Origin of the sequence: Mycobacterium sp. 852002-51163_SCH5372311, assembly GCF_001667115.1 — a bacterium.
Taxonomy (GTDB): Bacteria; Actinomycetota; Actinomycetes; order Mycobacteriales; family Mycobacteriaceae; genus Mycobacterium.
On sequence record NZ_LZIJ01000144.1, the window covers coordinates 64,472 to 86,354 of the forward strand.

Below are 21,883 nucleotides of genomic sequence, written 5' to 3' on the forward strand. Positions count from 1 at the left end.
CGCATCCCCTGAGATGGCCGCGTTCGCTTACAGCTTCACGCCCGGTCATGGCCGGACATCATGATTCGGCCGCATCGTCTTTCGCCTCGGCGCCATCCGCAGCTGTCTCCTCGGCCGCTGTCTCCTCGGCCGCTGTCTCGACGGCCGCGTCCTCGGCGTTCGTGTGCTCGTGTTTGCCGAAGAGCTCATCGGTGTCGATGGTGTTGCCGCCGGTATCGGTGACCGTCGCCGCTCGGGCCACGGCCTTGACGGCCAGTTCGCGCCGCACATCGGCGAACATCGCCGGCAGCTGGTTGTTCTCCTGGAGGTAGCCGATCAGCTGCTGGGGTTCGATGCCGTACTGCTGTGATGTCATCACCAGGCGCTCGGTCAGGTCGTCCTGGCCGACCTGGACGCCGAGATCGTCGGCCAACGCATCCAGTAGCAGCTGCCTCTTGACGTCCTTCTCGGATGCGCTGCGCGCCTCGGCGTCCCACTCTTCCCGCGACGACCCTTGCTCGGCGAGCAGTTCGTTGAACTTGGCTTCGTCGTTGTTCAGCCCGCTGAGCGTCTGGTGCATGACGCCCTCGAGCTGCGCTTGCACGTAGGACTCCGGCAAGGGCACGTCGACCTGCTCGAGTAGAGCCTCGAGCGTCGCGTTGCGAATCTGCTCGGCCTGCTGCGCACGCTTGGCGTGCCGCACCTGGTCGGCGAGGTTGGCCCGCAACTCGTCGATGGTGTCGAAGGCGCTGGCCAGCTGGGCGAATTCGTCGTCGGGCTCGGGCAGCTCACGCTCTTTGATCGACTTGACGGTGACCGTGACCTGCGCGTCCTGCCCCGCGTGTTCGCCGGTCGCCAGCTTCGCGGTGAACTCGCGCGACTCGTCGGCGGCCAAGCCGACCAGCGCATCGTCGAGTCCGGCGATCAGCCGGCCGGAGCCGACCTCGTGGGAAAGTCCCTCGGCGGCCGCGTTCGGCACTTCCTCGCCGTCGACGGTGGCCGAAAGGTCGATCGAGACGAAGTCACCGGTCTGCACCGGCCGGTCGACGCCTTTCAGGGTGCCGAACCGGGACCGCAACGCCTGCAGTTCGGCCTCCACGTCGTCGTCGCTGACCTCGAACGGCTCCACCTCGACCTTCAGGGTGCTGAGGTCCGGCAGGGTGATCTTGGGGCGGACGTCGACCTCCGCGGTGAACGCCAGGTCCTGGCCGTACTCCTTCTGGGTCACCTCGATCTCGGGCTGCCCCAGCGGCTGGACTTCGGATTCGGCCACCGCCTGTCCGTAGCGGGTGGGCAGCGCGTCACTGATCACTTGGTCGAGCATCGCTTCCCGGCCGAACCTGGCCTCCAGCAGCCGCGCGGGCGCCTTGCCGGGACGGAACCCGGGCAGCCGCACCTGTTTGGCCAGCTCCTTGTAGGCGCGCTGGAAATCAGGTTCGAGCTCGGTGAACGGCACCTCCACACTGATGCGCACCCGGGTGGGGCTCAATTGCTCGACACTGCTCTTCACGGATGTGCTCCTCAGTGATTTTTATTCGGGCTCGTTGCTAGTCGTCGGGTTGGTCGGGGTGACAGGATTTGAACCTGCGGCCTTCCGCTCCCAAAGCGGATGCGCTACCAAGCTGCGCTACACCCCGCGCTGACGACGTCGATCCTAGAGCCCTGCATGACGAGGCCGGCCATCCGCTTCGCGCGGACCTCCGGCACCTGCGACCTCACAGAGCGGTCACCAAACAGCTTCGATTAGATTTGACGTCTGCCGCGACGTACAGTCGCGCTCGACTAATACACGCGGGCGTAGCTCAATGGTAGAGCCCTAGTCTTCCAAACTAGCGACGCGGGTTCGATTCCCGTCGCCCGCTCGGATCAGGTGTTTGCGGGAAAGAAAGGCGCCATGAGCGACCTTGCAACGGATGCTGACATCCACGGCTCCTGCGCGCCTGATTTCGTCGGGGTGCGTGACGCGTTCGAGCGCAATTTCGCCGAGCGGAAAGACGTTGGTGCGGCGGTCGCGGTGTGGGTCGACGGCGACCTCGTCGTCAACCTCTGGGGCGGCTCGGCCGACGCTGCCGGCACCCGGCCCTGGGAGCAGGACACGCTGACCACCGTGCTGTCCGGCACCAAGGGCATGACGTCTACCTGCGTGCACCAGCTTGCCGACCGCGGTGAGCTGGACCTGTACGCACCGGTGGCCCGGTACTGGCCCGAGTTCGGGCAGGCCGGCAAGGAGAACATCACCCTGGCCATGGTGATGAGCCACCGGTCCGGCGTCATCGGGCCACGCACCCGGCTGAACACCCAACAGCTCGTCGACTGGGATTACGTCTGCGCCCAGCTGGCCATCGCCGAACCGTGGTGGGAACCGGGCACGGCGCAGGGCTACCACATGACCACCTACGGATTCATCCTCGGCGAGGTATTCCGGCGGGTCACCGGCCGCACGGTCGGTCAGTACCTGCGGGCCGAGATCGCCGAGCCGATCGGCGCCGACATCCATATCGGACTGTCACCGGCCGACCAGCTGCGCTGCGCGGAGCGAGTGAACAAACCGACCGGCCGACAGCTGCTGGCCGAACTGCACGCCCCCGGCTGGCCGACCAGACTGGACGAACATCCCAAGGCCGGGATGTCGATCGCGATGGGTTTCCTGCCCGACGACGACCTCGACACCGAAAACCTGCAGTTGTGGCGTCGGCTCGAGTTCCCCGGCACCAACGGCCAGGTATCCGCGCTGGGATTGGCGACGTTCTACAACGCGCTGGCCCAGGAGAAGCTGCTCAGCCGCGAGCACATGGAACTGGTGCGAACGCCGCAGGGCGGCTTCGAACCCGATCTGGTGCTCGGGCCCCGGGTCGCCGATCACGGCTGGGGTCTGGGCTACATGCTCAACCAGCGCTGCGTCAACGGGCCCAACCCGCGGATGTTCGGCCACGGCGGCCTGGGTGGCTCATTCGGCTTCGTGGACTTGGAACACCGGATCGGCTATGCGTACGTAGCGAACCGCTTCGACGCTACGAAGGCCAACGCGGACCCACGCAGCGTCGCCCTGAGCAACCAGGTCTACGCCGCGCTCGGCGTCATCCCGAGCTGACCGGCACGAACGGCCCCGATCACCGCTGGGGCTTCAGGTTTGACAAGTGGGGCACCAGAACACATTTCGGCCCTCCAGCACCGCAGTGCGAATGGTCGTCGCACATACCCGGCAGGGATCGCCGGCGCGCCGGTACACGTACGTGCGCGGCCGCCCTTGCCGGTATGACGGCGGACCGTGGTCGTGTTCGGGCCGGACCACGATGATCCTGCCGCCGCGCAGGCCCACCTTCATCAGGGCCACGAGATCGGTCCACGCCGCGTCGAACTCCTCCTCGCCAATCCCCCGGCCGGGCCGATACGGGTCGATGCCGTGGCGGAACAACAATTCGTTGCGATAGACGTTGCCCACTCCCGCGATGACCGTCTGGTCCATCAGAAGCGCGCCAATCGGCCTGCGGGACTTGGCAATTCGGGTCCAAGGCCAGGCCGGATCGGCGTCGGCGCGCAACGGGTCGGGCCCCAGCCTGGCCACCACGTCGGCAACCTGACCCTCGTCCACCAGCTCGCAGACCGTCGGGCCGCGCAAGTCGGTGCCGTACTCGGCGCCCACCATCCGCATCCGCACCTGTCCGACCGCTTCGGGAAGCGGCCCGTCGGCCGGACGCGGCCATTCGGTGAAGGTGCCGTAGAGACCGAGATGCACATGCACGATCGGGCCGCCGGCGTAGTGATGGAACAGATGCTTGCCCCAGACGGTGGCCCGCAACAACACCCGGCCGTCCACCAACGCCGCCGAGTCGCTGAATCGGCCCTGGGGACTGGACACCGAAACGGGCGCGCCGCGGAACCGGCGCTGGTGCAGCCGGGCCAGCCGGTGCAGGGTATGCCCTTCGGGCACCGTGACTCGCGGGTCCGGTCAGGACACGGCGCCGGGGACCGGCGGTGCCTGATGGGTGCGTTCGTATTCGGCGAGAATGTCGATTCGCCGTTGGTGGCGTTGGACGTTCGACCACGGAGTGGACACGAACGCGTCGACGATCGCCAGCGCCTGGTCGAGGGTGTGCATGCGACCGCCGATGCCGATCAATTGGGCGTTGTTGTGTTCCCGGGCCAGCTGTGCGGTCTGCACACTCCACGCCAGCGCGCAGCGCGCGCCGGGGACCTTGTTCGCGGCGATCTGCTCACCGTTGCCGGAACCGCCCAGCACGATGCCCAGACTGCCCGGATCAGCCACCGTGCGCGTCGCGGCAGCGATGCAGAAAGCGGGATAGTCGTCTTCAGCGTCGTAGCTGAAGGCGCCGCAGTCGATCGGCTCGTGTCCGGCCTTCTTCAGGTGCTCGGCGATCTGTTGCTTGAGCTCGAATCCGGCATGGTCTGACCCCAGGTAGACGCGCATGCCGACATTGTGCACGACGCGATGACGGTGCGGTCGGCCGAACTCTCAGTCGAACTGGGGCGGCTCGGTGCGGGTCCGCTTCAGTTCGAAGAAGTGCGGGTAGGCGGCGAACGTCACCGAGGCGTCCCACAGCTTGCCGGCCTCCTCGCCGCGCGGAATCTTGGACAGCACCGGCCCGAAGAACGCCACGCCGTTGACGTGGATGGTCGGGGTGCCGACGTCCTCACCGACGGCGTCCATACCGGCGTGGTGGCTCTTGCGCAACGCTTCGTCATAAGCGTCGCTGGTGGCCGCCTCGGCCAGTTCGGCCGGCAGTCCGGCGTCGGCCAGCGACAGCTTGATTACCTCGTCGAGGTCCTTGTTCCCCTCGTTGTGGATCCGGGTGCCCATCGCGGTGTACAGCGGGTCGAGCACTTTGGCCCCGTGTGCCTGCTCGGCGGCGATCGCCACCCGCACCGGACCCCAGGCCTTCTTCATGCCTTCGCGGTACTGCTCGGGCAGGTCTTCACGCTTCTCGTTGAGCACCGCGAGGCTCATCACGTGGAAGTGCACCTCGATATCGCGAACCTTCTCCACCTCGAGAATCCAGCGCGACGTGATCCAGCACCACGGACACAGGGGGTCGAACCAGAAATCGGCGGTGGATTTCTCAGTGGCCTTACGTTTTGAGGCCTTTTCAGCCATTGCGCAGTCCTCTCCTCGAGGTTTCCAGACGGTCACAGCACCGTCCTGCACAACCGTAGTCGCCGCGCACCTGTTCCCGTCCCGACGTTTAAGTTGGGACGCGTGGCTCTTCCTAACCTCACCCGCGATCAGGCTGCCGAGCGCGCCGCGCTGATCACCGTCGACAACTACCAGATCAATCTCGACCTCACGGACGGTCACGGCGGCCCGGGCTCCCGAACCTTCCGCTCCACCACCACCGTGGTGTTCGACGCCCTCGCCGGCGCCGACACGGTCATCGACATCGCCGCCGACACGATCCGAAGCGCCCGGCTCAACGGCCGCGAACTCGACATCTCCGGCTACGACGAATCGACCGGCATCCCGCTGACCGGACTGGAGAAACGCAACGAGCTCGTCGTCGACGCCGACTGCCGCTACTCCAACACCGGTGAGGGATTGCACCGGTTCGTCGACCCGGTGGACGACGAGACCTACCTGTACTCCCAATTCGAAACCGCCGACGCCAAGCGCATGTTCGCCTGCTTCGACCAACCCGACCTCAAGGCCACGTTCGACATACAGGTCACCGCGCCCAAGCACTGGAAGGTGATCTCCAACGGTGCGGCCACCAGCGTTTCCGACGGCATACACACCTTCGCCACCACCCCGCGGATGAGCACCTATCTGGTGGCGCTGATCGCCGGACCGTACGCGTCCTGGGAAGACGTGTACTCCGATGAACACGGCGAGATCCCGCTGGGCATCTACTGCCGGGCGTCACTGGCCGACCACATGGACGCCGAGCGGTTGTTCACCCAGACCAAGCAGGGATTCGGCTTCTACCACAAGCACTTTGGCATGCCGTACGCGTTCGGCAAGTACGACCAGCTGTTCGTGCCCGAATTCAACGCCGGCGCAATGGAAAACGCCGGCGCGGTGACGTTCCTGGAAGACTACGTCTTCCGCAGCAAGGTGACCCGGGCTTCCTATGAGCGGCGCGCGGAGACGGTGCTGCACGAGATGGCGCACATGTGGTTCGGCGACCTGGTCACCATGACCTGGTGGGACGACCTGTGGCTGAACGAGTCCTTCGCAACGTTCGCATCGGTGCTGTGCCAGAGCGAGGCCACCGAATTCACCGAAGCGTGGACGACGTTCGCCACGGTCGAGAAGTCGTGGGCCTACCGTCAGGACCAACTGCCGTCGACGCACCCGATCGCCGCCGACATCCCGGACCTGGCCGCCGTAGAGGTGAACTTCGACGGCATCACCTACGCCAAGGGAGCGTCGGTGCTCAAGCAGCTGGTCGCCTACGTCGGGCTGGAGCACTTTCTGGCCGGCCTGCGCGACTACTTCCGCACCCATGCGTTCGGCAACGCCACGTTCGACGACCTGGTGGGCGCGCTGGAAAAGGCGTCCGGGCGCGACCTGTCGACCTGGGGTCAGCAGTGGCTGAAGACCACCGGGCTGAACACGCTGCGGCCGGATTTCGACGTGGACTCCGAGGGCAGGTTCACCAGTTTCACGGTGATGCAGGGCGGCGCCGCGCCAGGCGCCGGTGAGACCCGGGTGCACCGGCTCGCGGTCGGTATCTACGACGACGACGAGAGCGGCAAGCTGGTGCGGGTGCATCGCGAGGAACTCGACGTGTCCGGTCCGGAGACGGAAGTGCCTGCGCTGGTTGGTGTTTCGCGTGGCCAGCTGATACTGGTCAACGACGACGACCTGACCTACTGCTCGCTGCGGCTGGACACCGAGTCCCTGCAGACCGCGCTGCAGCGCATCGCCGACATCGCCGATCCGCTGCCCCGCACGCTGGTGTGGTCGGCGGCCTGGGAAATGACCCGCGAGGCCGAGCTGCGTGCCCGCGACTTCGTGGCTCTGGTGTCGGGCGGCGTACAGGCCGAGACCGAGCTCACCGTGTTGCAGCGGCTGCTGTTGCAGGCGCAGACGGCGCTGGGTTCCTACGCCGAGCCCGGCTGGGCCGCCGAGCACGGCTGGCCGCAATTCGCCGACCGGGTGCTGGAATTGGCGCGCGCCGCGGAACCCGGATCGGATCATCAGCTCGCCTACGTCAACGTGCTGTGTTCGTCGGTGCTCTCGCCGCGGCATGTAGAGGTGCTCACAGCGCTGCTGGATGCCGACCCAGCCGAGCTGGGCCTGGCGGGTCTGGAGGTCGACACCGACCTGCGCTGGCGCATTGTGACCGCGCTGGCGACCGCCGGGGCCATCGACGCCGACGGACCCGAGTCGCCGCGGATCGACGCCGAGATCAAACGCGACCCGACCGCTGCCGGCAAGCGACACGGCGCCCAGGCGTCAGCCGCACGGCCGCAATTCGGCGTCAAAGAGGAGGCGTTCACCACGGTGGTCGAGGACGACACGCTGGCAAACGCCGCCGGACGCGCGATCATCGCGGGCATCGGCGCACCGGGTCAGGCCGAGCTGCTCAAACCCTTCACCACTCGGTACTTCGAGGCGATTCCGGGAGTCTGGGCCCGGCGGTCCAGCGAAGTCGCCCAATCCGTCGTGGTCGGCCTGTACCCGTATTGGGACATCAGCGAGGAAGGCATCGCGGCGGCCGACAGGTTCCTGGCCGCGCCGGAATCGGAGATCCCGCCCGCTTTGCGCCGGCTCGTCCTGGAAGGCCAGGCGGGAGTCAAGCGGTCGCTGCGAGCCCGCGAGTTCGATGCCTTGAATTCAGGTGCCGCGAACTGATCAGCGGTAGCCGCCGTCGGACAGGCCGGCGTCCTGCTCGATCCGGTTGGTCTTGCGAAAGATCCGCTCGCGGATCACTTCCCGGCCGTAACCGCCGATCATGCCCACATAGCCCTTAGCGGCCCACTGTGCGCAGTGCCGCTCCTCGTGGTGCAGGACGCGGTCCAGCGCGAGGTCGGTTTCGAAGGGCCGGCCGTCGCGGCCGGCGCACCACGCGTGCCCGGATTCGATGATCAGCCGGAGCAGCTGGGCGGCGTCGGCCGAGTTCCTGGAGCCGATGTTGACCATGAAGATGTCACCCCACGCGGTGCCGCCGTGCCGGGTGAACAGGCGCAGGATCCGGTTGCCGCCCAGGCCCATCAGCATGCCGTTGGGTGTTGTCACCAGGCCTCCGCCGCTACGGTCGACGAACCCGACGTCCTGGCGGTAGCTCCACCGGTTGGCGTGCTGGCGGTCGGCGATGCGCTGCACCTCGGCGGCCGAGTACGGCGTCTCGGGGAAGTCGTTGGTGACTCCGGGCCGCTCACCCGCCTTGGCGTAGTCGGTGCCCGCGTTGACGACGTAGGTCATCAGCACCGCCTTGCGGGCATCGTCCCCACTGGTCCCCGGGGGGAGGAGGTAGAACGACTTGCCGAGGGGGTCTTTGATCTCCTCCATGTCGCGCAGCACCCCGAAACTGTCGGGTTCGATGCCGTGCTGTTGTGCGATGCCGACAACCACTTCCGGAGCCGCTTGCCGGCGTTCGGCATTGGCCAACCATTGCGAATAGCCCGCAGGTGCGCCGCTGCTGAGCAGTCCCGCAGCCCGTAGTGCCTGCTGGTAGCGGTTCACCGGTAGGGGGCAGCCTCCGCGAACTAGGTCAGCAACTATGCCGGGGCAATCCCGGAGCTGAGCACCCGGATCGCGCTGACCAGCCCGTCGACGAGGTCGCCTTGCTCGAAGGCCGAGGAAGCGGCGGCGACGCCGAGCGGGGCGGCCGACTCTGCGCCGCGACCCCGCAGCGCCGAACCGTAGACCACCTCGATGACGCCCTGGCTCGGCGATACGGCGAGCAGCACCGCGTTGTCGGGCGTCGGCACCTTGGCCAGGATCTCCCGCGCCCGCGTCGCGGTGTCGCTACCCAGGTCACCCAGGTAGATGGCGAACCGCGCCTGAGACGCCCGCGAGCCGTATTTCAGCGCGTCGTCGATGGCGACGAGGTCTTTGATGGGGAATGGGTACTGGACGGACAGCTCGCCGGGCTCGGTGACCCCGGACAGCCGACCGCTGGTGGTAAGCGCCCAGCCTTTGGGGAGTTCGGTCGGCTCGATCGTCGCAACCTCACCACGTGCCACTGGCGCCACCTCCGACCGTGAACTGCGCTTCGCCATGACTGCCATGTCCGTGCCCGCCGCCGACCGCTTCGTCGGTGGCGGCCCACAGGATCGGTGGATGTGTCCAGGGCTCGGATAGCTTGTAGGTCGCGGCGTGGGGCCCCTTGCGCGACCAGATCAGCAGTGCCAGCACCGCCACCAGTAACAGCGGAATTCCGATGAACAAGCCGTGGATCTGCAGAGCGTTCACGACGCAAACCGTATCCCACCGGCGGTGGCAGTGCCGTTGCGACTCGACTTTTCGTTCAGGCTGCGCCCTCGCCGAGGTACCGGGCCCACGACGGGTCCAGTTCCTTGACGGTGGACAGCAGACGCCAGTGCTGCCCGGTCGGCGCCAAGGGCGTCCGGCGCAAAGCCCAGCCGAGTTCGGCGAGCAGCTTGTCGCCCTTGCGATGGTTACAGGTCGAACAGCACGCGACGCAGTTCTCCCAGGTGTGGTCGCCACCGCGACTACGCGGCACCACATGGTCCACGGTGTCGGCCCTGCCGCCGCAATAAGCGCAGCAGAAGCGGTCGCGATGCATCAGCGCGGCCCGGGTCATGGGCACCCGGGCACGGTACGGAACCCGTACGTAGGTGCGCAGTTGGATCACCGACGGCACCACGATCGACCTGGTCGCCGAATGGATGACCGGCCCGGCCGGGTCGTCGTGTACCACGTCGGCCTTCCCGCACATCACCATGACGATCGCCCGGCGCATCGGCAACGCGGTGAGCGGCTCGTAGGTGGAGTTCAGCAGCAACACCCGGCGCCGGCTCCATATCGACGCGCTCTCGTGGCGGCTGGGCGGATGGGTGTCGGCACGCGGATAACTCTCAACACTGTGCAGGCACGGCGCGGCCGGGGGCCCGGTTAACCCAGCCGCGGCACCAGAACTGCGGTGGCTGCGGCGTCTCTTACGCTGCGCCATAGATCCTCCGCGGAACAGTCCACCATGATTCGACGCCAATCGCATCCATATTGCTGGTGCGCGCCGTGTCGATCCGGTGAACAACCGGCCCGGTTCGCCGGCTACGGGCCGCCCGGCGACTGTCGTGACCGTGCCGACAAGGGAGCCCACAATGGATGCCGCACAATGGAGGAGATGGATCAGCTGCAAAAGTCTTTCTACGACGCTGTCGGCGGTGCCGAGACCTTCAATACGATCGTTTCCCGCTTCTATGCCCAGGTGCCCGAGGACGAGATACTCCGCGAGCTGTACCCGGCAGACGACCTGGCCGGCGCCGAAGAGCGCCTGCGCATGTTTCTCGAGCAGTACTGGGGCGGCCCGCGAACCTACTCCGACCAGCGTGGCCACCCCCGGCTGCGAATGCGTCACGCCCCGTTCCGGATCACGCCCATCGAGCGCGACGCCTGGTTGCGCTGCATGCACACCGCGGTGGCCTCCATCGATTCGCAGACCCTGGACGACGAGCACCGCCGCGAACTGCTCGAATACCTGGAGATGGCCGCCCACTCCCTGGTGAACTCCCCGTTTTGATAGGCCGCAAGTCGATGAGCGGCAGGTCGATGGCCCGCGAGGTGTGGTGGTCGGACGCCGTCTTCTACCAGGTGTATCCGCGTTCGTTCGCCGACAGCAACGGCGACGGGGTCGGTGACCTGGACGGATTGACGGCGCATCTTGATTACCTGAAAGAGCTTGGCGTAGATGCGATCTGGATAAACCCGGTCACCGTCTCGCCGATGGCCGACCATGGCTACGACGTCGCCGATCCGCGCGACATCGACCCGTTGTTCGGCGGGCTGGCCGCATTTGAGCGGCTGATCGCCGCGGCGCATCAGCGCGGCATCAAAGTGACCATGGACGTGGTGCCCAACCACTCCAGCTCGGCGCACCCGTGGTTTCAGGCGGCACTGGCGGCTGGTCCCGGCAGCGCGGCGCGGGATCGCTATTTCTTTCGCCACGGCGCGGGCCCGGACGGGTCGCTGCCGCCCAACAACTGGGAGTCGGTGTTCGGCGGGCCGGCCTGGAGCCGCGTGGTCGAACCGGACGGCCACCCCGGCCAGTGGTACCTGCACCTGTTCGACGCCGAGCAGCCAGATCTGAACTGGGACCATCCGGACGTCTTCGACGACTTCGGGAAAACGCTGCGGTTCTGGCTGGAACGCGGCGTGGACGGCTTCCGCATCGACGTGGCTCACGGGATGGCCAAGCCGGCCGACCTGCCGGACACCCCGGGCGACAGCGAGGTGTTGCGGCACACCGACGACGACCCCCGCTTCGACCACCCCAATGTCCATGCGATCCACCGCGACATCCGCGCGATCGTCGACGGCTATCCCGGGGCGGTGACCGTCGGGGAGGTGTGGGTGCGCGACAACGCCCGCTGGGCGGAGTATCTGCGTCCCGACGAACTGCACCTGGGTTTCAATTTCCGGTTGACCCAAACCGAGTTCGACGCGGCCGACATTCGCGACGCGGTGGACAACTCGCTGGCGGCGGTGGCGCTGCAGGGTGCGACCCCGACCTGGACGCTGGCCAATCACGACGTGGGGCGTGAGGTCAGTCGCTACGGCGACGGCGTGATCGGACTGCGCCGGGCGCGGGCCATGGCGCTGTTGATGCTCGCCCTGCCGGGCGCGGTGTTCATCTACAACGGTCAGGAACTCGGCTTGCCCGACGTCGAGTTGCCGGACGAGGTGCTGCAGGACCCGACGTGGGAACGCTCGGGACATACCGAACGCGGCCGCGATCGGTGCCGGGTTCCGATGCCGTGGTCGGGCGATACTCCCCCGTTCGGGTTCTCGGCCTGCGCCGACACGTGGTTGCCGATGCCGGCGGAATGGGCGGCTCTGACCGTGGAGAAGCAGCGCGCAGACCCCGGCTCGATGTTGTCGTTTTTCCGACGCGCCCTCGAATTACGCAGGGACCGTTCGGAATTCACCGGCCCGAGTATCGAATGGCTGACCGCGCCGCGCGATGCGCTGATCTTCCGGCGCGGCGGCGGCCTGGTGTGCGCGCTGAACGCGGGTGATCGCCCGATCAAGCTGCCGCCCGGCAGACTCATCCTGGCCAGCTCGCCGCTGGTCTCGGGCAAACTGGGACCGGATGCCTCGGCGTGGCTGGTCTAGCCGACCGCACACGCAGACGTTGGTTGGTAAGCGATATGACGCTCGCTCCTCTATATCTAATATGTGGCCCCCTACACGTGGACTGTGATCGGAGCCGGACCCGCGGGAATTGCGGCCGTCGGACGGCTCCTCGATCAGAGCATCGCACCCGATGAGGTTGCCTGGATCGATCCCGCTTTCGCTGCAGGCGACCTGGGCCAAAAATGGCGGCCGGTATCGAGCAACACCCAGGTCGGCACTTTCCTCGAGTACCTGAACGGTTCCTCTGCTTTCCGGTTTTCGGCAGCACCGCCCATGCCGCTGGCGGAAATCGACCGTCGCGAAACCTGCGCCCTCGCCCTGGTTGCCGACCCCTTGGTTTGGATCACTGAGCATCTGCGTGAGCGGGTGACCACCTGCCAAACGACGGCAAGCGCCCTGATATTGGAAAAAAGACAGTGGAAAATCGAAACGGAAGACGGCGAAATCGAGTCCAAAAACGTCATTCTCGCGGTCGGGGCAGTTCCAAAGAAGCTCTCTCATCCCCAACTGGCTGAGATTCCGATTGAAGTGGCACTCAATCCGGCCGACCTCGGGCAACTGCCGCTGGAAGGCGAGACGGTGGCGGTGTTCGGTTCTTCGCATTCGGCGATGATCGCGCTGCCGCATCTCCTGCGGTTGCCTGTGCAGCGGGTGATCAACTTCTACCGGAGCCCACTGAGATACGCGATCTATCTGGACGACTGGATACTGTTCGACGACGTCGGCCTGAAGGGCCGGGCGGCCGAGTGGGCTCGCGAAAATATCGATGGGGTGCTGCCCGAGCGCCTGGAAAGATGCTGGGTATCCAGCCCAGACTTCGAGCAAAAGGTTGCCGAATGCGATCGTGCCGTTTATGCCGTCGGTTTTGAACGCAGACAATTGCCTGAGACGCCCCAGTGGGGTCAGCTCGAATACAATCCACGGAATGGTATTTTGGCTCCCGGACTATTCGGGCTGGGCATAGCCTTTCCTGAATACGCGCCGGACCGCTATGGCTACGGGCAATACAGAGTTGGGCTGAAGAAATTCATGGATTACCTTGACAGCGTTCTGCCTTTGTGGATGGTCTACGGGCCCTGATGAGTGCGGCGCCGTCAGCGCAGCGTCAGCGCCGGCTGGCCGCGGCGGCGGTACACCGAGCCGAACCGGGCGTCGACTCGCAACCAGGTCGGCAGGATCCGGACCCGGATGATCTCCTCTTGGTCGGGTGACTGCGGCAGGAAACCCATTGCGGTCAAAGCGAACACACATCGCATCGGCAGCCCGACACTGACGTCGGAGGAGCTGACCCGAATCACCTCCTGATCCAGCAGCGAGACGGGCGGCCCATGAGAACTGCTGTGCTCCTTGGCAAGTTGCGCGCCGCTGGCCGCCAGGTCCAGCATCACCCGCGCCGGTATGTCGTCGAGGTGGGTGAAACCGGATTCCGGTGGCAGTGCGCCACGCCATGCCGAGTCCATCGGGAACCCCGGGTCGACGTAGCCGGAGGCATCCATGGCCGAAAGCCCGCGCGCCAGCGCGTCCGCACCGACCGACATGTCGCCGGGCCGTATCTTGCCGGCCACCACCCGGCTGGCCAGCACGTCGAAACCCGTTGCGACCCAGGCGGTGAGCAGTCCGGCGGATCGTGCGCGGATCCGGATGACCGCGGCGTCGTCCAGCCGGATCGCATGGTCGACGAACGTGGCCAGATCGGCGCGATGGGCCGCGTCGCGCAGCCAGAGTCCGCGCTCGGCTGCCTCCGCTATTCCCTGATCCACCGTTGCAGGTACTCCCGATGGTGTGGCGACAAGCGCACCAGGCGCTGTTCCTTGATGTGCACCGCGGCAAGCTGCGACTCGGCGAGGACGGCCGGCTTGGACGCCGGATCGGCGTTGACCGAACGCACCTCGTAACCCAGCGTGAAGTCGACCGCACGCAGCCGCTTGGTCCACATCGTCACTTGCAGTGGCGAATCGGAAAGGCGCAGCTGGTCTTTGTAGGTGACCCGGACGTCGGCGATGAGCAGCCCGATGGTGGTGATGTCCGCGCCGAACGGCTCCCTGAGGAACGGGACACGCGCCTCTTCGAGAATCGTGACCATGGTCGCGTGGTTGATGTGCTGGTACATGTCGATGTCCGACCAGCGCACCGGTACCGGTGCGACGAACCCGACGCTCATCCAGACGATCCTCGTCCGCTTGTGCGTGTCATCCGGCGGATCTGTCGGGCCGCCACCGACAGCGTCGCCAGATCCTTCGCGCCGCTTTCGTAGATCTCGTTGAGCGTGCGGCGGGCCCGCTCCACCCGCGATGCACTGGTGTGTTCCCATTCGGCGATCTTTTCTTCGCCGCTCTCGTCCGGCTCCCCGACGGCCAGCACGTCGAAACACAGCGACCGCAGCGAGGCATAGATGTCGTCACGAATCGCCAAGCGCGCCAGCGAATGCCAGCGGTCGTGCCGGGGCAGCTGGGAAACGGCGGTCAGCAGTCCGTCGGTGCCCAGCCGGTCCATCAGGGCGAAGTAGGTGTCCGCGACTTCGGTGGGCTCGATCTCGGTGATGTCCGCGATGTCGATGATGTCGAGCAGGCTGTAGCGGTACAGGCCGGCGGCGACCCGGTAAGCCAAGTCGTCGGGTACACCCTGCTCGGTGAATTCCCTGGCTTCCTTCTCGACGATGGCTTTGTCGTCACCGCGCAACCACTGCGACATCTGCGGCGTCAGCGCCTTGACCTTCGCGGCGAAGCGGTTGATCTCGGCGCCGACGGCCAGCGGCTGCGGCCGGTAGTTGAGCAGCCAGCGCCCGGCCCGGTCGATCAGCCGACGGGTATCCAGGGTCAGCCGGTCCGACAGCGCGACAGGCAGATTCGCCGCCAGGATGCGTCGCCAGATGTGACCGATGCCAAAGATGGCGTCGGTGGCGGCCCAAGTGCGCACCGCGTCGATCGACGTGACGCCGACGTCCTCGGTGATGCGGAACGCGTAGGTGATGCCTGCGGTGTCCACCAGGTCGTTGATCAGCATGGTGGTGACGATCTCGCGACGCAGCTGGTGCGAGCGGATCTCCGGGGTGAAGCGCTCCCGCAGCGGCTTCGGGAAGTATTCCGGCAGCCTGGACGCGAAGACGTCCTGGTCCGGCAGCTCGGTAGCCAGCACGTCCTCTTTGAGCGCCAGCTTGACATGCGCCATCAAGGTTGCGAGCTCAGGCGAGGTGAGGCCCATGGCGGCCTCGGATCGCCGCTGGATCTCCTTCTCCGACGGCAGCGCCTCCAGTTCACGGTTCAGGCCGCGTTCTGCCGCCAGGTGCTTGATCTGATCGGCGTGTACGGGCAGCAGGCTGGGCGCGTTGGCACGGCTGGTGCCCATCAGGTCGTTCTGGTCGACGTTGTCGGCGAGCACCAGTTGCGCGACCTCGTCGGTCATCGATTCCAGCAGTGCGGTGCGTTCCTCGATCTTGACCTTGCCCGCGGTGACCAGCGAATCGATCAGGATCTTGATGTTGACCTCGTGGTCGGAACAATCCACGCCCGCGGAGTTGTCCATCGCGTCGGTGTTGATCCGTCCACCGGACAGATCGAACTCGACGCGACCCAGGGCGGTGACCCCGAGATTGCCACCTTCACCGATTACCTTGGCGCGCAATTGGTTTGCGTTGACCCGTACCGGATCGTTGGCGCGGTCGCCGACGTCAGCGTCGGATTCGGTCTCCGCCTTGATGTAGGTGCCGATCCCGCCGTTGAACAGCAGATCCACCGGCGCCTGCAAAATCGCGCGGATCAGGGTGGGCGGCGCCAGCTCGGTCACATCCCCTTCGATGCCCAGCGCCGCGCGGACCTGCCGGCTGACCGGAATGGCCTTCTGCTCGCGGCTGTAAACTCCGCCGCCCTCGCTGATCAGCGACTTGTCGTAGTCGTCCCAGCTCGACCGGGGCAGTTCGAACATCCGCTTGCGTTCATCCCATGAAGAGGCGGCGTCCGGGTCCGGGTCGAGGAAGATGTGCCGGTGGTCGAACGCGGCGATCAGCCTGATGTGCTTGCTCAGCAGCATGCCGTTGCCGAACACATCCCCGCTCATGTCGCCGATGCCGACGACGGTGAAGTCCTCGGTCTGGGTGTCGACGCCCATCTCGCGGAAATGACGTTTGACCGCCTCCCAGGCGCCGCGGGCGGTGATACCCATGGCTTTGTGGTCGTAGCCCACCGATCCGCCCGACGCGAACGCATCGCCCAGCCAGAACCCGTAGGACTTCGCGACGTCGTTGGCGATGTCGGAGAACGTGGCGGTGCCTTTGTCGGCGGCCACCACCAGGTAAGCGTCGTCGCCGTCGCGCCGCACCACGTCGGGAGGGGGGTTGACGTTTCCGGTCGCGTGGTCGACGTTGTCGGTCACGTCGAGCAGTCCGGAGATGAACAGTTGATAGCAGGCCACGCCCTCGGCACGGGTGGATTCGCGGTCGGCGGCGGGGTCGCCGGTGGGCAGCGGCGGCTTCTTCACCACGAACCCGCCCTTGGCCCCGACCGGCACTATCACCGCGTTCTTGACCGCTTGCGCCTTCACCAGGCCGAGGATCTCGGTGCGGAAATCGTCGCGGCGGTCCGACCAGCGCAGGCCGCCGCGCGCCACCGGGCCGAACCGCAGGTGCACGCCTTCGACGCGCAGCGAGTACACGAAGATCTCGAACTTGGGCCGTGGCAGCGGCAGCTCGTCGACCAGCTGGGCGTTGAGTTTGAGCGCCAGCACGTCGCGGCTGCGGGCCGAACCTTTGCGCGTGACAAAGTAATTCGTGCGCAGGGTGGCCTGAACCAAAGACGCGAACGCGCGCAGAATGCGGTCGGTGTCCAGGCTGACCAGCGCGTCGATATCCGCGGCGACCTCGGCGGCGGCAGCTTGCGCATCGCGACCGGACGGGGCACCCGACGGCCTGGGATCGAACAGGGCCTCGAACAAGTTGACCAAGGACCGCGCGGTGGAGGCGTGCTCGTTGAGCACCGACTCGATGTAGGACTGGCTGTACGGAAAACCGGCCTGCCGTAGGTATTTCGCGTAGGCGCGCAGCAACACGACCTGCTGCCAGGTCAGGCCGGCCCGCATTACCAGCTCGTTGAACCGGTCGACCTCGACGCGGCCCTGCCAGATCGCGGTGACCGCGTCGGCGAATCGCTCTGCGGTTGCGGCACGTTCGGAGTCCGTCGTGGCCGCGGGGATGGTCGGATGCGGCGAGATCCGGAACTGGTAGATCCACACCGGCAGTCCGTCGGGCCGTGTCACCGTGAACGGCCGCTCTTCGAGCACGACGACACCCATGCTCTGCAGCATGGGAAGCAGCTCGCTCAGCGACGCGCTGCGCCCGCCCAGGAACCAGGTCAGCCGCGCCACCCCGTGCTCGTCGCCCTCCGCGAACACCAGCTTGACCGAATCGTCGGCGAGTTCGTTGACGATGGCGATGTCGGTGATGGCGTCGGCCGGGGTGACGACCTGCTTGTAGGCCTCGGAGAAGGCCGTTGCGTAATGCTCGGCGTCGGATCGTGAAACGGCACCCTTGGGGGACTCTGCCGCGGCCTCGACCAGCCGGTCGGCCCAGGTGCGCGCGGCTTCGCTGAGCAGCGCCTGGATCCGCAGCCGGTTGGCTTCGGAGACGTCGACCGGGGCCGCAGCTGCGTCTCCCTCGGGCAGCCGCACCATGAAATGCATCAGCGCCCAAGGTGATTCGCTGACCCGAGCGGTGAATTCCAGCCGTGTTCCACCGAACTCGCGGACCAGGATGTCTTCGATCTGCAACCGAACCGCCGTGGTGTAACGGTCGCGGGGCACATAGACCAGGCAGGACACGAAGAACTGCAACCGGTCGGCGCGCAGGAACAACAACGCACGCCGCTGTGATCCCAGATCTACCACTGCTTTTGCCATCGCGAAGAGCCGTTCGGCACTCAGCGAGAAGAGCTCCGGCCGTGGCATGGTCTGGATGACGTCGAGCAGCAGTTGGCCCGGATGAGCGGGATCGCTGTCGGCCATGGTCAGCGCCTTACGCACCCGTCCGGAGATCATCGGTATCTCCAGCACGTCGGCGTTCATGGCCGCAACAGTGAACAGACCGACGAAGCGGTGCTCCAAAACGCCACCGTCAGCCAGGTTCTCGCGAATCGCGATGGCGTACGGGTAGGCCCCGTAGCGCAGATAGCTGCCGACCGCGGCCTGGGCCAGCACCAGCAACTTGGTGTTGTCGGTCAGCCGGGGCCGGGTGCCGGAGCGGGCCCGCAGGACGCCGAGGCCGCTGGTCCCGTCGCCGATGACCAATCCGTCCTGCACCCGGCACGGCTGGTAGCCCAGCAGCAGGAAGTTTCCCTCGCCGAACCAGCGCAACAGTGCCGCGACGTCTTGGCGGTCCGGCGCTGAGTAGTGGCCGTCGGCGTTGCTGTCGACGCTGGCCGCCAACTCGCGGAGGATGGCAATCATTCTCGCCGCGTCTGCCGCGACGCGCTGCACGTCGGCCAACACCTTGGGCAGCAGGCGTTCGACCTCGGCCAGGGTCTTACTGTCGACCGACGGCGAAAGCTGGACGTCTATCCAGGCCTCGCCCACGTACGGTGAGCTGCCTTCGGCTTTCGGTTCGATGCTCAGCAATTCGCCGGTCGGGCTGCGATGTACTTCGAACACCGGCGTCATGATCGCCGTGTAGGCGACCCCAAGCCGGTGCAGCAGGACCGTGACGGAATCCATCAGCATGCCGCCGTGTTCAGTGACCACCTGCAGCGCGGGCCCGAAGCCCGCGGGATCGTCAGCCGGGTGAACGCCGACACAGCTTTGACCGGCCGGCCGGCACGCGCCGAGCCGATAGTGGGCGCTCAGCATTGCCGGCGTCACCAGTGAGGTGGGGTCGGGTGCCGCGACCTCTGAGGGCTGCGCCGCGTCGTCGTGCGGACCCCGGTAGCTCTCGATATAGGCCTTCGAGATCCAGTCCGGAATATCGCTGCTCTGCGTGAACGAGGTCCACGCCGCGACCTCATGTCTGGCTCGGGGATCGATCGTCATGCCGATTGCTCCCAACTCGCGACGAATACCACGCTCTGCGACAGTGGCAGAGCCGACATTAGTCCCGAGTCAGCTTGCGGTGGGTCACTCTGTGCGGGCGAGCGGCTTCGGCGCCGAGCCGTTCCACCTTGTTCTCCTCGTATGCGCCGAAGTTGCCCTCGAACCAGAACCACTTGGCCTCGTTGTCGTCGTCACCTTCCCAGGCCAGGATGTGCGTACACGTCCGGTCGAGGAACCAGCGGTCGTGCGAAATCACCACCGCGCAGCCGGGAAACTTCTCCAGCGCATTCTCCAACGAGCCCAGCGTCTCGACGTCCAGGTCGTTGGTTGGCTCGTCGAGCAGGATCAAGTTGCCGCCCTCCTTGAGAGTGAGCGCCAGGTTGAGCCGGTTGCGTTCGCCACCGGACAAAACCCCGGCCGGCTTCTGCTGGTCGGGACCCTTAAAGCCGAACGCGGAGACGTAGGCCCGGGACGGAATCTCGTTCTGGCCGACCTGGATGTGGTCCAGCCCGTCGGAGACGACTTCCCACACCGTCTTCTTCGGGTCGATACCGGCCCGGGATTGGTCGACGTAGCTCAGCTTGACGGTCTCGCCCACCTTGACGGTTCCGCTGTCGGGCTGCTCGAGCCCGACGATGGTCTTGAACAACGTGGTCTTGCCGACGCCGTTGGGACCGATGACGCCGACGATGCCGTTGCGGGGCAGCGTGAACGACAGGTCCTTGATCAGCGTGCGCCCCTCGAACCCCTTGTCGAGGTGCTGGACCTCGACCACCACGTTGCCCAGCCGCGGGCCAGTAGGGATCTGTATCTCCTCGAAGTCCAGCTTGCGGGTCTTCTCGGCCTCGGCGGCCATTTCCTCGTAGCGCTGCAGCCGCGCCTTGCCCTTGGCCTGGCGGGCCTTGGCACCGGACCGGACCCAGGCCAGCTCTTCTTGCAACCGCTTTTGCAGTTTGGCGTCTTTGCGGCCCTGCACCGCCAGCCGCTCGGCCTTCTTCTCCAGATAGGTGGAGTAGTTGCCCTCGTAGGGATAGGCCCGGCCGCGGTCGAGCTCCAGGATCCATTGGGCGACGTTGTCCAGGAAGTATCGGTCGTGGGTGACGGCCAAAACCGCGCCCGCGTAAGCCGCCAGGTGCTGTTCGAGCCACTGCACGCTTTCGGCGTCCAGGTGGTTGGTCGGCTCGTCGAGCAGCAGCAGGTCCGGCTTGGCCAGCAGCAGCTTGCACAACGCGACCCGGCGGCGCTCACCGCCGGACAGATGCGTCACCGGCTCGTCCGGCGGTGGACAGCGCAGCGCGTCCATGGCCTGTTCGAGCTGTGAGTCGAGGTCCCAGGCGTCGGCGTGGTCGAGCTCTTCTTGCAGATGGCCCATCTCTTCCATCAACTCGTCGGAATAGTCGGTGGCCATCAATTCGGCGACCTCGTTGAAGCGGTCGAGCTTGACTTTGATGTCGCCGAGCCCTTCCTCCACGTTGCCCCGAACCGTCTTTTCCTCGTTCAGCGGCGGCTCCTGCAGGAGGATGCCGACACTGGCGTCGGTGGCCAGGAAGGCTTCGCCGTTGTTCGGCTTGTCCAGCCCGGCCATGATCCGCAATACGCTCGATTTACCGGCGCCGTTGGGGCCGACGACGCCGATCTTGGCGCCCGGATAGAAGCTCAGCGTGACGTCGTCGAGGATGACTTTGTCGCCGTGCGCCTTGCGGACCTTTTTCATCGTGTAGATGAACTCAGCCATGCCGCAGTTTTGCCTTTCCGGTCTTTTAGATTTATCTCGCGGACCATCCTATGCACCGCCGAACAGCGTTAAGGCGGTCGCCCGACGCCCCGCGAGCGGATGGTGGTGTCCGCTCGCGGGGAACGGCGGTGCTAGGCCGAAGGCGGCGACCCGCGGCGCCCGGCTTCGCCGCGCTTGCGATCGCCGCTAGACCGAAGGCGGCGACCCGCGGCGCCCGGCTTCGCCGCGCTTGCGATCGCCGCTAGGCCGACATCGGCAGTGCGGTGTGGCCGGTAGCGGTCGCGCCGGCTGGGACCATGTCGTCCCCGGGCTGGGCCACGTCAACACCTGCGACCGGTGCCTCGTGGACGGCGCCCCCGCCGGCCCGGTCGGCGTCTTCGTCGACATTCGGACCGGTGTAACCGGGCCTCTCGATGCGCACGAGCGCACGCGAGAGATCCGGCCCGACCGCGATGGCCCGCATCTCCAGCGACGAACGGCGGTTGCCGTCACGGTCTTCGTATTCGCTGGTGTACACGTGGCCGGTCACGATCACCGGCGCACCCTTGGCCAACGCGGCGCCCACCCCGGTGACCAACTTTCCCCAGCAGTTGACGTTGATGAAGAGCGAATTGCCCGGCTCCCAGCTGCCGTCGGCGGTCCGGCGGCGCGAATTGCTGGCCACCCGGAACTTGATGACCTCCTGGTTACCGACCTGTCGGCGATCGGGCTTGTTGACGATGTGACCCACGACGGTAAGCGGTGTTTCGAACATTGATTCAGAGTCCTTTCCATTCGCTGGTTGTGCTTGTGTCTGGTGCTCATTCAGCCCGGATGCACCGACAGGCCGCAGCGACGCCCGGGATCCCGAGGCGGGGTTGTTGAGAAAGTCGTGACTTGGG

The 21,883-nt window shown here is 66.3% G+C and carries 18 protein-coding genes and 2 tRNA genes; 6 read left to right on the top strand and 14 right to left on the bottom strand.

Annotated elements, in window-relative coordinates; all coding sequences use genetic code 11:
• Positions 1-58 precede the first annotated feature (58 nt).
• On the bottom strand, positions 59-1,489 hold the full coding sequence (tig, locus tag A5791_RS16900) for a trigger factor (RefSeq protein ID WP_067239226.1): 1,431 nt from the start codon (positions 1,487-1,489) through the stop codon (positions 59-61).
• 50 nt (positions 1,490-1,539) lie between these two features.
• A tRNA-Pro gene (locus A5791_RS16905) sits at positions 1,540-1,616 on the bottom strand.
• A gap of 154 nt (positions 1,617-1,770) precedes the next feature.
• Here A5791_RS16905 and A5791_RS16910 point away from each other — a divergent pair.
• Positions 1,771-1,841: transfer RNA gene (locus A5791_RS16910), tRNA-Gly, on the top strand.
• Positions 1,842-1,873: 32 nt separating this feature from the next.
• Positions 1,874-3,070 (top strand): serine hydrolase domain-containing protein, encoded by a 1,197-nt coding sequence (locus A5791_RS16915; protein WP_067239229.1) that lies wholly within the window; start codon positions 1,874-1,876, stop codon positions 3,068-3,070.
• A 33-nt stretch (positions 3,071-3,103) separates the two neighbouring features.
• Here A5791_RS16915 and A5791_RS16920 read toward each other — a convergent pair whose 3' ends face one another.
• From A5791_RS16920 to A5791_RS16930, 3 genes are read right to left on the bottom strand one after another with little or no spacing between them, the layout of a single operon-like run.
• Entirely contained in the window at positions 3,104-3,910 is an 807-nt protein-coding gene (locus A5791_RS16920) for an Fpg/Nei family DNA glycosylase (protein ID WP_067239231.1), read from the bottom strand.
• A gap of 18 nt (positions 3,911-3,928) precedes the next feature.
• Complete coding sequence (locus A5791_RS16925) at positions 3,929-4,408, bottom strand: ribose-5-phosphate isomerase (RefSeq protein WP_067239282.1); 480 nt, start codon at positions 4,406-4,408, stop codon at positions 3,929-3,931.
• Between the two features lie 45 nt (positions 4,409-4,453).
• Entirely contained in the window at positions 4,454-5,092 is a 639-nt protein-coding gene (locus A5791_RS16930; protein WP_067239234.1) for an Rv2466c family mycothiol-dependent reductase, read from the bottom strand.
• A gap of 102 nt (positions 5,093-5,194) precedes the next feature.
• Here A5791_RS16930 and pepN point away from each other — a divergent pair, with 102 nt between their 5' ends.
• A complete protein-coding gene (gene pepN, locus A5791_RS16935) occupies positions 5,195-7,792 on the top strand; it encodes an aminopeptidase N (protein WP_067239236.1) in 2,598 nt (865 codons plus the stop codon).
• Here the strand turns inward: pepN and A5791_RS16940 are convergent, their stop codons facing one another.
• The 4 genes from A5791_RS16940 to A5791_RS16955 all read right to left on the bottom strand — a co-directional run bounded on the left by A5791_RS16940 (position 7,793) and on the right by A5791_RS16955 (position 10,076).
• Positions 7,793-8,623: a hypothetical protein gene (locus A5791_RS16940; RefSeq protein ID WP_231995936.1), complete on the bottom strand. Its 831-nt coding sequence runs from the start codon at positions 8,621-8,623 to the stop codon at positions 7,793-7,795.
• A gap of 35 nt (positions 8,624-8,658) precedes the next feature.
• Positions 8,659-9,126, bottom strand: coding sequence for a DUF5130 domain-containing protein (locus A5791_RS16945; protein WP_067239238.1), 468 nt, complete (start codon positions 9,124-9,126; stop codon positions 8,659-8,661).
• Positions 9,113-9,346 carry a hypothetical protein gene (locus A5791_RS16950; RefSeq protein ID WP_067239287.1) on the bottom strand — a complete coding sequence of 78 codons (234 nt, stop codon included), beginning with the start codon at positions 9,344-9,346 and terminating at the stop codon, positions 9,113-9,115. The genes A5791_RS16945 and A5791_RS16950 overlap by 14 nt, the downstream gene beginning before the upstream one ends.
• A gap of 64 nt (positions 9,347-9,410) precedes the next feature.
• Positions 9,411-10,076, bottom strand: coding sequence for an HNH endonuclease (locus A5791_RS16955; RefSeq protein ID WP_067239241.1), 666 nt, complete (start codon positions 10,074-10,076; stop codon positions 9,411-9,413).
• 183 nt (positions 10,077-10,259) lie between these two features.
• On the opposite strand from A5791_RS16955, the gene A5791_RS16960 reads away from it, so the two are divergent.
• From A5791_RS16960 to A5791_RS16970, 3 genes are all read left to right on the top strand, one after another.
• Positions 10,260-10,646 carry a globin gene (locus A5791_RS16960; RefSeq protein WP_156661407.1) on the top strand — a complete coding sequence of 129 codons (387 nt, stop codon included), beginning with the start codon at positions 10,260-10,262 and terminating at the stop codon, positions 10,644-10,646.
• A gap of 14 nt (positions 10,647-10,660) precedes the next feature.
• On the top strand, positions 10,661-12,238 hold the full coding sequence (locus A5791_RS16965) for a glycoside hydrolase family 13 protein (RefSeq protein WP_067239243.1): 1,578 nt from the start codon (positions 10,661-10,663) through the stop codon (positions 12,236-12,238).
• 84 nt (positions 12,239-12,322) lie between these two features.
• The gene (locus tag A5791_RS16970; protein WP_067239291.1) at positions 12,323-13,339 is read left to right on the top strand and encodes an FAD-dependent oxidoreductase; all 1,017 of its coding nucleotides are present in this window, start codon (positions 12,323-12,325) and stop codon (positions 13,337-13,339) included.
• Between the two features lie 14 nt (positions 13,340-13,353).
• On the opposite strand, the gene A5791_RS16975 is transcribed toward A5791_RS16970, so the two are convergent.
• The 5 genes from A5791_RS16975 to A5791_RS16995 all read right to left on the bottom strand — a co-directional run bounded on the left by A5791_RS16975 (position 13,354) and on the right by A5791_RS16995 (position 21,756).
• Complete coding sequence (locus A5791_RS16975) at positions 13,354-14,007, bottom strand: hypothetical protein (RefSeq protein ID WP_067239294.1); 654 nt, start codon at positions 14,005-14,007, stop codon at positions 13,354-13,356.
• Entirely contained in the window at positions 14,004-14,420 is a 417-nt protein-coding gene (locus tag A5791_RS16980) for a thioesterase family protein (protein WP_067239246.1), read from the bottom strand. Before A5791_RS16980 ends, A5791_RS16975 begins: the two co-directional genes overlap by 4 nt.
• Entirely contained in the window at positions 14,417-19,267 is a 4,851-nt protein-coding gene (locus A5791_RS16985) for an NAD-glutamate dehydrogenase (RefSeq protein ID WP_067239248.1), read from the bottom strand. Before A5791_RS16985 ends, A5791_RS16980 begins: the two co-directional genes overlap by 4 nt.
• Before the next feature lie 58 nt (positions 19,268-19,325).
• Positions 19,326-21,002, bottom strand: a complete 1,677-nt coding sequence (gene ettA, locus A5791_RS16990) for an energy-dependent translational throttle protein EttA (protein ID WP_067239251.1) — start codon at positions 21,000-21,002, stop codon at positions 19,326-19,328.
• Between the two features lie 241 nt (positions 21,003-21,243).
• The gene (locus A5791_RS16995) at positions 21,244-21,756 is read right to left on the bottom strand and encodes a single-stranded DNA-binding protein (RefSeq protein ID WP_067239254.1); all 513 of its coding nucleotides are present in this window, start codon (positions 21,754-21,756) and stop codon (positions 21,244-21,246) included.
• Positions 21,757-21,883 lie beyond the last annotated feature (127 nt).